Origin of the sequence: Desulfobulbus oralis (assembly GCF_002952055.1) — a bacterium.
Taxonomy (GTDB): domain Bacteria; phylum Desulfobacterota; class Desulfobulbia; order Desulfobulbales; family Desulfobulbaceae; genus Desulfobulbus; species Desulfobulbus oralis.
The window spans coordinates 2,679,327-2,694,044 of the sequence record NZ_CP021255.1 but is presented as its reverse complement, the minus strand read 5'-3'; the positions used below and the strand labels follow the sequence as shown (position 1 = coordinate 2,694,044).

At 57.7% G+C, this 14,718-nt stretch carries 9 protein-coding genes; 4 read left to right on the top strand and 5 right to left on the bottom strand.

What is annotated here, in order from left to right; genetic code table 11:
* Positions 1–32 precede the first annotated feature (32 nt).
* The 4 genes from CAY53_RS12010 (at position 33) to CAY53_RS12805 (ending at position 5,768) form a co-directional block, all read left to right on the top strand.
* A complete protein-coding gene (locus CAY53_RS12010; RefSeq protein ID WP_104937560.1) occupies positions 33–1,373 on the top strand; it encodes a replication-associated recombination protein A in 1,341 nt (446 codons plus the stop codon).
* Positions 1,354–2,334, top strand: a complete 981-nt coding sequence (locus CAY53_RS12005) for a bifunctional UDP-sugar hydrolase/5'-nucleotidase (RefSeq protein WP_104937302.1) — start codon at positions 1,354–1,356, stop codon at positions 2,332–2,334. The genes CAY53_RS12010 and CAY53_RS12005 overlap by 20 nt, the downstream gene beginning before the upstream one ends.
* 171 nt (positions 2,335–2,505) lie before the next feature.
* Positions 2,506–5,028 (top strand): hypothetical protein, encoded by a 2,523-nt coding sequence (locus CAY53_RS12000; protein WP_104937301.1) that lies wholly within the window; start codon positions 2,506–2,508, stop codon positions 5,026–5,028.
* 377 nt (positions 5,029–5,405) lie between these two features.
* Positions 5,406–5,768: a hypothetical protein gene (locus CAY53_RS12805; RefSeq protein WP_146106518.1), complete on the top strand. Its 363-nt coding sequence runs from the start codon at positions 5,406–5,408 to the stop codon at positions 5,766–5,768.
* Between the two features lie 180 nt (positions 5,769–5,948).
* On the opposite strand, the gene CAY53_RS11990 is transcribed toward CAY53_RS12805, so the two are convergent.
* From CAY53_RS11990 to CAY53_RS12800, 5 genes are all read right to left on the bottom strand, one after another.
* On the bottom strand, positions 5,949–9,506 hold the full coding sequence (locus tag CAY53_RS11990; protein ID WP_181040304.1) for an SNF2-related protein: 3,558 nt from the start codon (positions 9,504–9,506) through the stop codon (positions 5,949–5,951).
* A gap of 7 nt (positions 9,507–9,513) precedes the next feature.
* On the bottom strand, positions 9,514–11,010 hold the full coding sequence (locus tag CAY53_RS11985; RefSeq protein ID WP_104937298.1) for an EH signature domain-containing protein: 1,497 nt from the start codon (positions 11,008–11,010) through the stop codon (positions 9,514–9,516).
* Positions 11,007–11,756 carry an OmpA/MotB family protein gene (locus tag CAY53_RS11980; protein ID WP_104937297.1) on the bottom strand — a complete coding sequence of 250 codons (750 nt, stop codon included), beginning with the start codon at positions 11,754–11,756 and terminating at the stop codon, positions 11,007–11,009. The genes CAY53_RS11985 and CAY53_RS11980 overlap by 4 nt, the downstream gene beginning before the upstream one ends.
* The gene (gene zorA / locus CAY53_RS11975) at positions 11,753–13,651 is read right to left on the bottom strand and encodes an anti-phage ZorAB system protein ZorA (RefSeq protein ID WP_104937296.1); all 1,899 of its coding nucleotides are present in this window, start codon (positions 13,649–13,651) and stop codon (positions 11,753–11,755) included. Before zorA ends, CAY53_RS11980 begins: the two co-directional genes overlap by 4 nt.
* 614 nt (positions 13,652–14,265) lie before the next feature.
* Complete coding sequence (locus CAY53_RS12800) at positions 14,266–14,673, bottom strand: hypothetical protein (protein WP_146106517.1); 408 nt, start codon at positions 14,671–14,673, stop codon at positions 14,266–14,268.
* Positions 14,674–14,718: the final 45 nt, after the last annotated feature.

Below are 14,718 nucleotides of genomic sequence, written 5' to 3'. Positions count from 1 at the left end.
CCGTGAAAGACCCTTTCCTGCTGCCTGTGCCCATGAAAACCACTTCTGCCCCCCATATTCCCCTGGCCGAACGAATGCGGCCCGAAACGCTGGACGACTATGTGGGTCAGGAGCACCTGGTGGGCGAAGGCCGCTTTCTCCGGCAGATCCTTGCGGGCGGCAGGCTGCCCTCGCTGCTCTTCTGGGGCCCGCCCGGTTCGGGCAAAACCTCGATGGCAAGCCTGTTGGCCAGGGCCACGGACTCGAACTTCGTCTTTTTTTCCGCCGTGCTCTCCGGCGTGAAGGAGATCCGCGACATTGTGGACAGGGCGCGCCTCCTGCGCAATACGGAGCAACGCAGCACCATCCTCTTTGTGGACGAAATCCACCGTTTCAACAAGGGCCAGCAGGACGCCTTTCTGCCCCACGTGGAAAGCGGGCTGCTGACCCTCATCGGCGCAACCACGGAAAATCCCTCTTTTGCCATCAATCCGCCGCTCTTGTCCCGCTGTCAGGTGCTGGTCCTCCATGCGCTTTCGCCTGCGCACATCAAAACGGTGCTGCAGCGGGCCATGGAGAGCGCAAGGGGTCTCGGAGCGCAGGGACTGGCGATCAGCGCCGAGGCCCTGGACTTTCTGGCCAATGCGGCTGACGGCGACTGCAGGCGGGGCCTGAATTTTCTGGAAAATGCCGCCCTGCTGACCCTGGAGCGCAAGGGGCAGGGCGGCGCAGCTTTGGCAATCGATCTGCATGCGGCCAGGGAGGCGGTGCAGGAACGCACCCTGCGCTACGACGCGGACGGCGAGGAGCACTACAACCTGATCTCCGCCCTGCACAAAAGCCTGCGCGACAGTGACCCCGACGCTGCGGTCTACTGGCTGGGCCGGATGCTCAGTGCAGGCGAAGACCCCCTCTACATTGCCCGCCGCATGATCCGCTTTGCCTCGGAGGATGTGGGCAACGCCGATCCCCAGGCCCTGCAGATCGCGCTCAACTGCCGCGAGGCCTATCATCTGCTCGGCTCGCCGGAAGGCGAACTGGCCCTCTATCAGGCGGCGGTCTACCTCGCGACCGCGCCCAAAAGCAACGCGGTCTACGCCCTGACCTACAAGGTGCAGGCGGACATCAGGCGCACGGGCAGTCTGCCGGTGCCCATGCATATCCGCAACGCACCGACCAGGCTCATGAAAGACCTGGGCTACGGCCAGGGCTACCAGTACGCCCACGACAACCGGGATGCCCTGGTCAGCCAGGAACACCTGCCGCCCGAACTGGCGGGCACCATCTACTACGAACCCACCAGGCGGGGCTACGAGGCGCTGGTCGGCGAACGCCTCCGCAAATGGCGGCAAATCCTCAGGGAACGAACTCGGCATGACAAGAAAAGCACTTGAGCACGGCAGGCTGATCCTGCTGCTTGCCATCCTCCTCCTGCTGCCCGGATACGCACAGACGCAGGAACTCCGCATCGTCTATGGCAACGACAACCAGGGCGAGCTGCTCTCCTGCGGCTGCAGCTACGACATTGGAGGTCTGGCCCGCAAGGCCGCCCGCCTGCAGGCGCTCCGCACACAGAACGGGGGCAGCCCGCTGCTGGCCCTGGATGCCGGCAATCTGGCCTTCAGAAAGCCGGAACTGCCGGCCGAAGCGGGGCAGGCCCTGGCCGCGCGCATCCGGGCACGGGGCGTGGTGGCCGCAAACCGGCAGATGGGCCTGGGCATTGCCGGCATTGCCGCAAACGATCTGGCTGCCGGGCCGGGATTCCTGCGGGCCATCGCGGGCGACGGCTTTACCTGGCTCTCCGCCAATCTGGTGGACAGCCAGAGCGGAGCGCTGCTCTTTCCGGCATTCACCACGGTGCAGGCGGGGCAGCTCAGGGTAACGGTACTGGCGCTGACCGATCCGCAGGCCAGGGTTCCGTCAGGATGCCGGCTCCGGCCCTGGCAGGAGGTCTTGCCGCAGTTGGTGCAAAAACTCCGGCCAGAGGCCCATCTCCTGGTTCTGCTTTCAAACCAGCCCTTCACCGAAAACAAGAAGATCGCCACCGCCTGTCCGGGTCTGGATCTCATCTTTCAGGCCGGCTACACGATGGGCAATCTGCCCCCGACCCAGGTGGGCCATGCGCTCATCAGCCAGACTTCGACCCGGGGCAAATACCTGGGCCTTCTGCACATCGACTGGCAGGGCCCGGGCCGCTGGCGGCACCAGGCCGGGGGGGCGCTTGTGCCGGAGGGCAGGGCGGTTTCCGGTTTCAGCCAGCGTTTTCTTCCCCTGGACGCCTCCCTGCCGGACGATGCGGCCACGAAGACCCTGGTGGATGAAGTGGAGCGGCAGGCCCGGGCCGCAGCGCGCTGATCCGGAGCTCAGCCCTTGCCCGCTGAAAGCTGTTTCCATTTTTTCATTTTGCCGTATATATGCCCCGCGTAAGTGGGGCCCGGTCAGACTGGCCACAGCAAGCGCCCCTTCATGAGGCAGCCCCGCTCCCGCCCGTTGAGCACTGCAATCCATTCTCCAAAAGGCACTGTCATGTCGGACAAAGCACATAATTTTACCTGGCATTGCCGCCGCATGGGCGGCACCGATCAGGCGACCCTGAGCACCATGGCCGAACTGCGCCGGCTGCGCGAACTCGACCCCAAACTCTGGGGTGCCCTCAGTTGCCCGGCCACAGGCGTCGAGTTCGACCAGCGCACCATGCGTCTGCTGGACAGCAACGGCGACGGCCGCATTCGCATGCCCGAAGTGCTGGATGCCGTGGAATGGCTGGCCTCCCGCCTCAAAGACACGGCCGACCCCGGCAGCCAGTCCAGCGCCATGCCTCTGGCCGCCATCGATACCGGCAGCGAGGCCGGTAGGCAACTGCTGGCCACGGCCCGCACCGTGCTCACCCAACTGGGCCGGCCGGATGACGAGGAGCTCTCCCAGGAGGATGTGGCCCAGGCCATGACAGATGCGGCCGGCCAGTCCTGCAATGGCGACGGCGTTTTTCCGCCTGTGCCTGAGCTGGACGATGCGGTGCGGGCCTTTGTGAGCGCAGGCCTGGCCATTGTGGGCGGCGCCAGGGATGCCAGCGGCGCAGCCGGTCTGAACCGGCCGCTGGCCGAGGCCCTGGTGCAGGAGCTGGAAAACTGGCAGCACTGGCGCCGGGAGGTTGTGGACGCCGCGCCGCATCCGGTGCCCGAAACAGATGCGGCCTGGGCGCTCCTGGAGGAAATCCGGCCCAAGGTGGACGACTTTTTTCTCCGCTGCAGCCTGGCGGCCTTCGCACCCCGGGCCGAAACGCCCCTGAATGCGGAAGAGCGCCTGCATGCGGCCATCAACCCGGCGGAGCGCCTGGACATTGACGCGGAAGTCCTGGCCGCACTGCCCCTTGCCAGAGTCGCCCCGGAGGCCGCCCTGCCTCTGAAAACGGGGCTCAACCCCATCTGGCGCGAGCGGGTGCAGCGTTTCGCCAGGCTCGTGGCCCCACTGCTGCAGGATGCCGGCGAACTGTCGGAAAGCGCCTGGAAAGCCGTGCAGGCGGCATTCGCGCCCTACGGCGCTGCCCTGGCCGCCCGCCCGGAAGTGCAGGTCTGCGAGGACGGAGCCTTTGCCCCGCCGGTCAACCCGGCCGCAGCCATCGACGCCCTGGGCGAGCAGGGCGTGCAGCGTCTGCTGGCCCAGGAGGTCCGGGAGCGCTTTCTGTCCCGGTGCGAGCAGGATCTGGGCAGCAGCGCCGCCATCGCAGCCATTGCCGATCTGGAGCGGCTGGTGCTGTACTTCCTGCATCTGCACCGCCTGCTCATGAATTTCGTGTCCTTCCACGATTTCTACGCCCTGCGCCCCAATCTGCTCTTTCGCGCCGGCACCCTGTATCTGGACGGCCGCTCCTGCCAGCTCTGCGTGCCGGTTGAAGCCGTCGAGGCGCACAGCAAGCTTGCGGCCATGAGTCAGATGTGTCTTCTGTATTGCGAATGCACCCGCCGGGATGTAGCCGCGGCGCCCGGCAGGCGCACCATCATGGCGGCCATGACCGCAGGCGACGACGATGTCCTTGTAGAGGGCCGCAACGGTGTCTTTGTCGACAACACGGGCGGGGACTGGGACGCCACCCTGGTTAAAATCGTGCGCAACCCCATCAGTTTCCGGCAGGCCGTCTGGGCGCCCTACAAGCGCGTCAGCCGGTTCATTGGCGCGCAAGTGGAAAAATTCGCCGCCAACAAGGATCAGGAAGGGCTGAAATCGACCCAAAGCGCGGTGACGACGGCCGCCATGCCCAAGCCCGGCGGACAGCCCTTTGACATGGGCAGGAATGTGGGCATCTTCGCAGCCGTGGGCATCGCCCTGGGCGCACTCGGCACGGCAGCGGGCAGCATTGCGCAGGCCCTGTTTGCCCTGCGCTGGTGGCAGTTCCCGCTCCTGCTCCTGGGCATCTTCCTCGTCATTTCCGGGCCATCCGTCTTCATGGCCTGGCTCAAGTTCCGAAAGCGCACGCTGGGTCCGGTGCTGGAGGCCTCCGGCTGGGCGGTGAACAGCCTTTTGCCCATCAACATCAAGATGGGCCGTGCGCTCACCGCCATGGCCGTACCGCCTCCCAACATCGAGCGCCAGGCGATGCTCGATCCTTTCCGCGACGAGAGGGGCAACAGTGGCTGCCTGTGGCTCTGCCTGCTGCTGACCCTGCTTTTGGGCGCGGGTTACTGGCTCTGGCAGAGTGGCAGTCTGGACGCCTGCCTGGGCATAAAGCCAGCAGCGCAGGTGGAAAAAACGGTGGAGAAGAAGGCTGCCACCGCGGCCGCGCCGCCTGCCCTTGAATCGTCGGCCAAAACGCAGGCCAGCGCCCCGGCCAAGGCGGCGCCGCCGAAGCCGGCTCCACCCAAAACCGTGCCGGCAGCACCACCCAGGCCAGCGCCAACGAACCCGGCTCCACCCAAAGCCGTGCCGGCAGCACCAGCCAGGCCAGCGCCAACGAACCCGGCTCCACCCAAAACTGCGCCGGCAGCGCCACCCAGACCAGCGCCAACGAACCCGCCAGGCGCCCCTGCTCCGGCCCAGACGCAGGCCGGCTGAAATCAGGCTGGGGAAACGCGGGCAGCCCGATGCGCTCCTTTGAAAAACGCTCGCCGCAACAAGATCCGTTTTTTGGGGGATGAATGCAACAGCCAAGTGCAGCCGTGCGGGCCTGGTTAAAAACTGCAGCGGGACTCTGGTAGCTTGACCGGTTGCGAGGTCGGTCATTCAGCCGTTCTGCGATGTTTCTGGGCAGTGCTCCCGTGATCTCGTGCAAGCTGATGCCCCTTGGAACATACTGTCGCAAAAGGCCACTGCCGTTCTCGTTGGCACTACTCTGCCGGGGCGAATGCGGCCTGTTAAAAGAGGTGCGCAGGCCTGTTGTCGACTCCAGCCGCAACGGGCCCGGCCAGGCGGCGGGGGCTAGGGGGCCGAGCGTGCCTGCTGTGGAATCGGGCAGCGAGAGCTACAGCATCGATGGGGTCAACAATCAACTGGCGGTACGCGGAGGAGCGGGCTATACTTATGACGCAGCCTGCGCCTGCTCTCTGACGGGGTACGCAGCTTCGGCTGGGATGCGGCTGGGTCGTCTGAAAACAGTCCGGCGGAACGGGCACGTGGTAGCCGGCTACGGCTATGACAGCCAGAACTGGCGGGTTCGGAAGAGCGTAGGCACGAAGACCACGTACTATCTGTATGATCTGGAGAATCGGCTGATAGCGGCCCTGTTTCCAGATCAGGGGAGACCCAGGCTTGCCATTTTTTCGCCACCCGGGCAAAGTGCCCGGCCCGTGCCATGATGCCGGCCTCGCCTGGTACGCGGGCAGGTTGGCGTTTAGCAACCCGCTGAAAAACTATATTTCAGTTCCCAAGCTACAGGAATTTCAAATTCCAAGTAATGCAGAATAAGTGAGTTACTCCTCTGCGTTACGAAGTTTTTACTCGCAATGCACATTGTTGCGATTTTTTCAACGAGCTGTTTAGAAGCGTTCGGCCAGCAGGCGTTGTTGGATTCTCCGGCGGCAAACAGGATACTGTTGCAGCAACTCGTCCATATCTTTTTGAGTAGCCAGCCTGACCCCGTAGGGCTGTGTTTCCTGTATGACTCGTCTGGAGAAACAGCAGGCGTTGGTGGCCACAATCAGAGTGGCAAAAGTTTTTCCGGTTCTTTCTTCATACTTGGGCTTCGCGCTGTAAATTTCTTGTAGGGCTGTACGGCGGTCACAGGGCCTAGCCGCGTTCTGTTGATGTTTGCACTGAATCAGGGCGTTGCCGTTTTTATCAAAAACCACCACATCCGCGCCAAAGTCGTGGTTGGCCGTTAACAATGCCGTGCCCTGCAAGCTGGCCCCATAAATTTCCGCACAGAGAGCCTCAAATTCCCTTGGCGACAGCCGTTCCAAATCACTGCCCCGCAAGGGTCGCGTTGAATCTTCCTGATTGCCCGCCCCGGGGAAGTTGGCGCGACCCATCTCTTCGGGTGTTACCTCTTCCGGCGTGACCACCGCGTCCTTGAGCGTCACTTTTTTTGCCAGGAGCCGGTGCAGGTTCACGTCAAAAGACGGCTTGTCCGGGTGGGTAAGTACGGGCAGGTAAATGTTGACATTGCGAGTCTGGCCGATGCGGTACACCCGGTCTGTGGCCTGGTTTTCCTTGGCCGGGTTCCAGTGTCGCTCCAGATGAATTACGTTGTTGGCCGCAACCACGGTCAGACCTGTGCCGGCGGCAATGGGCGACATGATGATGACCCCAAAGCCCGGTTCAGCCGAAAAGGCATCAATAATGCCTTTCCGCGTGCGCTCGGCATTCTGGGCTGCTCTGGCAAGCGCCGGCGTGTCGCCATTGATGATTTCCACATTGATGCCGTAGATGCGACCCAGTGCGATTTTGAGAAAACTTTGCAGCCGCTTGTTGATGAGAAAGAGCAGCGCTTTTTCGTTTCGCTTTTTGATTTGATTCAGCAGGTCCAAAAGCACAGCCAGCTTGCCGGAAAGCGCCATGTTGTCACGGGCTTCGTTGGAATTTTTGGGCGTGGGTAAGAGGCCGTTGTTTGACAGACGTGGATGCAGCGAGATGTCCCGCAGCTGATGCAGACCGGCCAGCACAGGGTTGTTTCTGCTGCCCTGTTGCTGCAGTTCCACCACTGTGTCAATGGCCGTGTCGTAGCGCTGCCGCTGTTCACCCAACATTTCTCGGGCGAGATTGGGATCGTACTGGCCACCGAGTTCTTCCACCTCTTCAGTGCCCGCAAAAATATGCTTTTGCGGTAATCCTTGCAGTTGCTCTTCCTTGAGCCGCCGCAGCATGAGCGCACCCACCTTGCGCCGCAGTTTCAGGCCCATAGCCTGTCGCACCCCGGCAACTTCATCCGGTCCTGCCTGGGTGATAGGGGCGATGTATTCCTGCCGGAAATTTTGGTAGGCTCCTAAAAGATTCGGTTTGGCGGTGTCCATGAGGCACCAGAAATCGCGTAGGCTGTTTTCCACAGGCGTGCCAGTTGCCAGCAATTTGAATTGTGCCTTCAGTCCCTTGGCCGCACGGGTTGCCAGGGTGTTCGGATTTTTGATGTGCTGTGCCTCGTCAAAGATAACAAACGACCAGTCAACACGGCACAGAGAAAACTGATAGTCCCGCAAAGTCTGGTAGGTGGTCAGTACCAGACGCTTTGGCAAATCCAGACGTTCTTGACCAAAATTTTTGCCGGTTTTGAGGGAATAGCGGATGGCGTCTTCCAATGTGGTTGGGGAGAGTTCCATGGGAAAGGGCATTTCGATTATGGACGTATGCCGCTTGCCCGCATCCTGCCTGGTTTCCACGCCTCCGCCCTGAATGCGGAACTTGCTCAAATCCGCATCCGCCTGCAAAAGCACGGCATCGGCAAAGGGACTTTCGTGGAAGGTCTGGGCAATTTCCTCTTGCCAGTTTTCCAGCAGGGTGAGCGGCACCACGACCAGCACTGGGCGTTCCACTACCTGCTTTTCCCGGCATAGGCGGTAGTATTCCGCAACCGCGACCAAGGACATGTAGGTTTTGCCCAAGCCCATGTCGTCGGCCAGCAAAGCGCCGTGGCTTTCCTGTTCCGCCTGCGCCGGGAAACTGCGTTCCGCAAGGCCCAAAATCCAGCGAATGCCTTCGTCCTGATGCGGAAAGGGGCGGCGCTTCAGCGGGGCATAGTCAATCGCACCCTTGTAAGCTGCGTTTCGTATGAAAGCCGGAATTTCGTCAGCCTCAAAGTCGTTTAGGGTAATATCCACAACAACAGACTCGTTCCCTTCACCGTCCTTGCCGGGTCCCGGTTGTTTTTCGCCTGCACCTTGCCTTGGTTTCGCCTCGCCCGCGCATTTTTTTTCAATCCTCTTGATGACGCATTCAACCGCTACGGTATCGGCAACGTCAATGGTCTTGTTTGCCCAGAGGAGCAGTGTGGCCCCGGCCTTGAAGGTTTCTTCAAGCTGTTTGCGCAGTTGGGGGAGCTCTTCGCAGGTCACCAGTTTTTCCAGCTCGTTGGGCGGATAAATCCGGCCCTGTGCAGCCTGTTCAAACCAGTCAATGCCAGATTCATCGGTTGCTCCAAAATAGGCGGGCCGAAACACGGTCGCGCCATGCACCCGCAGGGAAAAGCCAGTGTCTAGGTCAACCAGACTGGCATCCAGAAAGGCAGATGGTGTTTCCAGAAATTTCTTGACCTGCTCCTTGGGGATAGTGCGGTTGGTCAGGATTTCGTGGGCCGCTTCCAGTCGCTTTTCGTCTAGCACCACAATCTGCTGCTGGACACGGATAACGGCGAAATCCTGCATCGTCTTGCCGGGCGATTGCAACTGGCCCAGCCGTTTGCGAATTTCCTCCGGGTCAAGCCCGGTGGCAAAAGTGGGTGTCAAGTGCAGGCTGCCGTCCGCCTGCAAGACCGCATTTACGCCCACGCTTTCCGGTTCTTGCACATGCAGCTCGTCAAAATGGGCCAAGTCAATCTTCATGCCCAGTTTTTTTGCGGCCTGCAAGCTGCCAACCAGTTGCAGGTTGCGCCATTCGTTTTTTTCATCCGCCGCACGTTGCTGGTGTGTGCGCAGGGCTGCAAAGGCCAGCCACTCGGCCTGGCTCAGCAGGTATATTTCCTGGGAACTGATGCGCAGACAGGGGCCTTTCAGTTCATAATCGGGCAATTCACTGCCGTCCTCCCTGACTGGAATAATTTGCACGGCAAAGGTGTTGCGGAAGGTTTCACCAGTGATATTGACGCAGTAGCTTCCGGGAAAGGGTGGGGGAAATTCCAGTATCTTCTTTGCCTCCTCATCCACGGCAACCGCAGGCTCGGAAGGAATGAGGTAGCCGTCGACAATCTGTTCGGCATAGCCCTGCTCCTCCAGCATTTTTAACGTGACGTATTGCAGCATTGCCCACTTGCCAGCCCTGTTTGCGCGGCATTGTGCCAAGTGGTTCTGGGGCAGGGTAAAATTCAGACCCTCACTGTCGGCGATTATGCCGAAGCGGGTTTCGTCTTTGCCCGTCAGTATTTTTTGAATGATATTTCTAATGGGCATGATGTAATCAAAAAATGCTATATTGTCGTTTGAATTGCTGGTAAGCTCCTGGTTCCAGCAGCTGTTCCACATCAAGCTGGATGCCTTCCTGTCGCAGAAATTGTATGGCCTCTGCAAGCCAGCGCCGATTGGGATGGTGGACGACACTCAGAGACCTTGCGTTGTCTCCGTATGTTTTGTGGTACAGCATTTGCAGTCCTTTGCCCAAGCTGTCCGGGGTAAAACGTTTCCGTGCATATTGGGTAATGGCGTTTTCAGGAGGCAGTTTTGGATACAGCCGAAGCCTGAAACTGTGACTTCCCTCTATCATGTGGCAGTGCCCTATTTGCAGGTAAATCATGGAACGATAGGGATCCTGTACCTGAGCATACTCCGGCAACTCGTTATCACCGTAGTGTTGGTGCAGATAAGCCTCCGCGCCACGGCTGACAAAAAGTCGGGCGTGCTGGATGAGCTTTTGTTTGAGCAATCCTTCGAGAAAGGCTTTGCGGGCAGGAAACATGCGCTGCAAATCTTCCTGGGCCTGACTGTCCCCGTAATCTTCGAGCGCTTCGAGGAACAAACGGAGGTCAAAGCCTGACAGCCAGGCTCTCACCTTGTTTTGCCGTTTCCTGCCCAGCTTAAACCACCATTTGACAAAGTGATTACTGCTCTCGGCAACCCTGGGATCTCCTGCAATGGTCAGAATAACTCCGCGCCATGCGTCGCTGATTGTATCAGGAGAAGCCCGGTCAATGAGAATCTCAAGGATTTTATGGCCAAGCAGGCGGTCGCCACCTGCAGGCGCGTCATACACTTCTTCTTTGCAGACTTCCACCAATACCGGACCATCGGCTCCAACCGGCAGTTGCCGCAGTTGTTTCAGATAATAGCGAAAACGGCAGACCATGTGGAAGCGGGCATCGTGACGGTAGTGTTGCAAAGCAAAGCGGGCAAAGGCCGGTTCAAGTTCCAGATTATTTTGCAGGACTTTGCCAACGAGCATCGCTGGCCCGTCTAGGGAGAAAAGCCAGCGGTTATGGTAGAGAATGGCCAGATCACTGTGCTGCTTGGCTCGTCCCCGTGCCCGCATCGCCAGTTCTTTTTTCAGCAAGGCACAAAAATACCCAAACACGTTCTGGCCGCCGTCTGCAAGCTGGTCAAAAAAACGGAAAAATACGCCCAGCAACTGCATGAGGTTGAGCAGTCCCAGCGGGGTCCTGGGCTTATGCAGACTGTCCAGCATATCTTTGGTTATTTGCGTGTTGGCCCGGAAACTTTCATCACCAAACAGAAAGGACAAGGCCCGCACGTCAACAGGCCTTTGTATTGCCGCCGGAATCCTGTTCGCCTGCCCATTTTGGGCAAGGCGCAAAAGTTCATTCCTGGCTTTTTCAAAGGCGTCAGTGCCTTGTCCGGCCCTGCCTGCGAGCTTTTTTAATTTTTTTGCGCTGTTCGCAAAAGGCTTGAAATCGTTTGTTCTCCATTTACGGAGCTGAAAGGTCAGTTTGGGTAAAGGGCTCACGGCCTGTCCTCCAGCATTTTCCGCAGATCCTTGAGGTTTTTGAACTCTTCCAGCGCAGGTTGGCGCACAGTAAAACGGATGTCAATGCGCCGGTTTTTTTGCCAGTCCGTTTCGGTTTCCTGCACCACCTGCACGGGTCGGGTTTCGCCGTAGCCGCTCACGGAAAAAAGAGGCGCGCCGTTGTGGTTCTTGCGTTCATTCAGGCGCTTGGACTCCGGCAAATTTTCGTTCCAATAGTTCCAGACGGAGATGGCCCTGTACGTGGAAAGTCCCCAGTTGCCCATGGCGTCCCGGTACGAAGGCCGCCGATCGGTATGGCCCTCAACAAAAATCGTGTCCAGGTAACGCCAGCGCTCCTCCTTGCTGATTGCCTCATACAGCACCAAGCCAATTTCCAGCACCGTTGTGCGCATGGCTTCGTCCAGCGGAATGCTGTGGCGGTTGGTGGCAAAGGTCAGCGTACTGTCGGGGATGCGCAGAACGGTATGGTTGTCGCTGATTTCCACCTCAATGTTTTTTATCTTCAGAGTCTCCTGAATTTCCTCCAGAATATCGCGGCGTACCTGTTCAGCCATGGCCAGTTCCACCGTCACCTTGTCCACTTTGTCCCTGAGTTCCAGAATCAAGGCCAGCGAGGCCAGTACAAAAATGATCAGCAGACCGGACATGATATCCGAAAAGGAAATCCAGTAGGGGTTATCGTCTTCTGCTGCGGTGTGCCGCCGGGCGAAGATCTTGTCGCTCATGCGCGTGCTCCCACCTTGCCTTCGATCTCGTCAACGACGCCGTTCAATGCCTGGACCGCTCTTGTCATCGAATCGGTATAATTGGCTGTTTGCTGGTTCCACTGCTCCAGGCGCGCGCTTGTCTGATTTTGCACTTGCTCGGCATACCCTGTAAGCAGTCTGCCAACCTGCTCGTCCACCGTTTGAATGTGAGCTTCTAGTGTTTTCCGGAGCTGAATGTCAAGGTCGGCAACGTTACGCTTGATGGTGTCGCCGCATTGCTGAAGATTGTCGCGGACACTGGTTAATCCGCGTTCTGCGTGTTCGGTCGCTTCCTTCAGCGTGGCGAACACTGGCTCTATCTCCTTGGTCAGGTTTTGGTAACTGGCAAGCGACTCCTTCAACGTATTGCTGGTACGAGAGTTTTGTTCAGAAACACCTGCGGTGATGTCGGCGGCTCGGCCAATATCGCCCGAAAGTTTGTCGGTTGCCGTTTGCAGGGCAGCAGACATTTGCCCCAGCTGTGTAGCGCCGTCCAGCATTTGCCTGCTTGACGCAGCCAAGTTCTTGCCGGCAGAATCCAAGGGCACGGCAACGGAGCCGAATTTTAGCAGCAAATCGGCCAGCTGTCGGTTCATCTGTTCTGATTTGTCCACCAAGGGGGCTACCGTGGCAATAAAGCTATTGGCCCGTGTTGTGGCTGCATCCAGATTCGCGGCTATCGTATCAAATTGTCCGGCCAATTGCTGGTAACTGTTGAGATAAGATTGCAGATTTTCGCTGGCTTCATGATTTTTTACGGCCACATCCGCCGTTTGAGCGGCGGCACTGCCCACACTGGTTTCCAGTGTCTCCATTGCGTTTTGCATGGCCCTTGCCATTTTTCCGAGTTCGGTGGAGGCAGCCTGCATTTGCTCACTGGATTGTTGCAGCCCTTGACCTGCTGCTGCACTGCCGCTGGCTGCTTCGGAAAATTGTTGAAGCAAACCGGCAAGATTTTCATGAATTTGCTTTGACTGCTCGGATTGTCCGGCAATCAGCGACCCCATTTCACTTGTCAGGGCGTTCATGGTCGGACCCATGATGTTGTTCAGGGTTTCCTGAAACCGGTTGCCGATCTGTTCTGCCAAACCTTGCAGGGTTTGCTGGGACACGGCATTGGACTCGGCGATTTTGATCAGGCATTCGTCCGGGCTGAAGCGGGGAAAGAGGAAATCGATGCGGTTTTGCAGGCGGGTGATGAGGCGTATTACGCTGCGTTCCATCAGCTTTTCAATAAAGTTGAAGAGCAGGCTGGAGATGACCCCCCAAACCGAGGTCAAAAAGGCCATGGCCGCGCCGCTGATCATGTCGCGGATGCCCTGGCTCAGTTCGGCGGAATTGCCCGTGCTCTGATTGAGTTTGAGTGCTTCCATGCCCAAAGTGAGGCCAACAAAGGTGCCGATAACGCCAACGGCGGTCAGGAAGGCCGGAACTGCCGCCAACAACCGGTTACCGCTCAGGCCGTGGGACAGAGTGGCCGCATTGAAGAACTGTTCGGCGTCATATGTGTTGCACAAACGGCGGCTCCCACCCGGAACCTCGTAGCAGACCAGGGTTTCGTCAAATTCCTGCCATAGCCCGGCGTATGCCTCCATCTTCTTGGCGCGTTGTTTTAACTCTTCCCGATTTTGCACCAGATTATTTGCGTTTATGTCTTGTAAAAGCTTCTCATAAAAACGGATGTGCCGGCGGGCCGCGAGCCACTTAATGCCCGCCAAGACTAGGAAGTAGGCAAAAATCACCAAAATAAACAGCACAAAGGCTGCCGTCAGGCCGTCCGCGGACGAACGCCAGTCCGCCAGCGCGGGAAAATTGGGAATAAGGTTTCCCCAGCTGAATGCGTCGCTTATCTGTTGCCCTGTTGCGCTGTTCATCCGTACCGATCTGACCGAGAAAAATTAGGATGTTGACTTGCAGAAGAGCCTGCCAGCTTGGTAAAAAAGCCTTGGCTTTCCCTTGAAGAACCTTGGTTTTTCCTGAAGGGGACGCAAAGGCAACCGGTTGTGCAAGCGTGTCAGTTGCTCCAGCTCAAAATGACAATCATGACAAAATTTGGGGTATCAGCCTCGCTCGGCCGCTACAAAGTCAAGATGAGCAGGTTCAGGTGGCCAATTCGGGCAAAATCAGCCCGGCTCCAGCATCGGCCCAGCCCCTGGGGGCGCCAAAACCAAATAAGGCCCGCAACAGTACCCCAAATTGAATCCGACAATGTAGATGATGGAGCGCTGCTCTCTTTCTTGATTCCCAGAAAAAAAGCTGCGCAGCATCCCGTATATCTAGGCAATGGGCAAGATGGTACTCCACTGTTTCGTTTCGTGCCCTGAGGAGCGCTATGTCCTTGCAGAATTTCAACCGGACACGGTACTCATCAAGAAACGAGGATGGAGGGAATCTGTTGTATCATCAAGATGTTTATTGAAAATTTATAATGATCAGTGATAAATAATTAAAAAATAATAAATACAAATAGAAAATAGACTATATTTTATTATTTATTTACTATATTTCTCAATGATCCATAACGACTTTCTTGTATTTGTATTACCTGTTTTGTGTTCATATTTGTCTCGGTAAGATAGATATCATCTACATTTGAAGAACATTTATACATTATAGCATTTGTTTGTCTTGGGCTTAATATCCCCATGGAAAATTCTGAACGTTGAGCATTGCTTATACCAGTGTATTTACCAAACCATTCGCACCCTTTTCTTTCTGCAACATAAGCAGCCATTAGCTCCATTTTCCCTGCTATAGTTTGCCAGCTTTCTCCTTCAGAACTGTAAACAATCTCAAAAACGTTATTGTCATATTCGACAATCGAGTGCTTACTTGCACAAGAGCAGACAATAAAAAATGGAATGACGAATAGAGTCATTTTAATTGAACTCTTCATGCTGATTCTCCATTGGTTAGATTCAAAAAGGGTGTGACTAATGCC

Coding starts and splice junctions, on each gene's coding strand:
- CAY53_RS12005 (WP_104937302.1), top strand. CDS start 1,354: ATGACAAGAAAAGCACTTGAGCACGGCAGGCTGATCCTGCTGCTTGCC.
- CAY53_RS12000 (WP_104937301.1), top strand. CDS start 2,506: ATGTCGGACAAAGCACATAATTTTACCTGGCATTGCCGCCGCATGGGC.
- CAY53_RS12010 (WP_104937560.1), top strand. CDS start 33: ATGAAAACCACTTCTGCCCCCCATATTCCCCTGGCCGAACGAATGCGG.
- zorA (WP_104937296.1), bottom strand. CDS start 13,651: ATGAACAGCGCAACAGGGCAACAGATAAGCGACGCATTCAGCTGGGGA.
- CAY53_RS11980 (WP_104937297.1), bottom strand. CDS start 11,756: ATGAGCGACAAGATCTTCGCCCGGCGGCACACCGCAGCAGAAGACGAT.
- CAY53_RS12800 (WP_146106517.1), bottom strand. CDS start 14,673: ATGAAGAGTTCAATTAAAATGACTCTATTCGTCATTCCATTTTTTATT.
- CAY53_RS11990 (WP_181040304.1), bottom strand. CDS start 9,506: ATGCCCATTAGAAATATCATTCAAAAAATACTGACGGGCAAAGACGAA.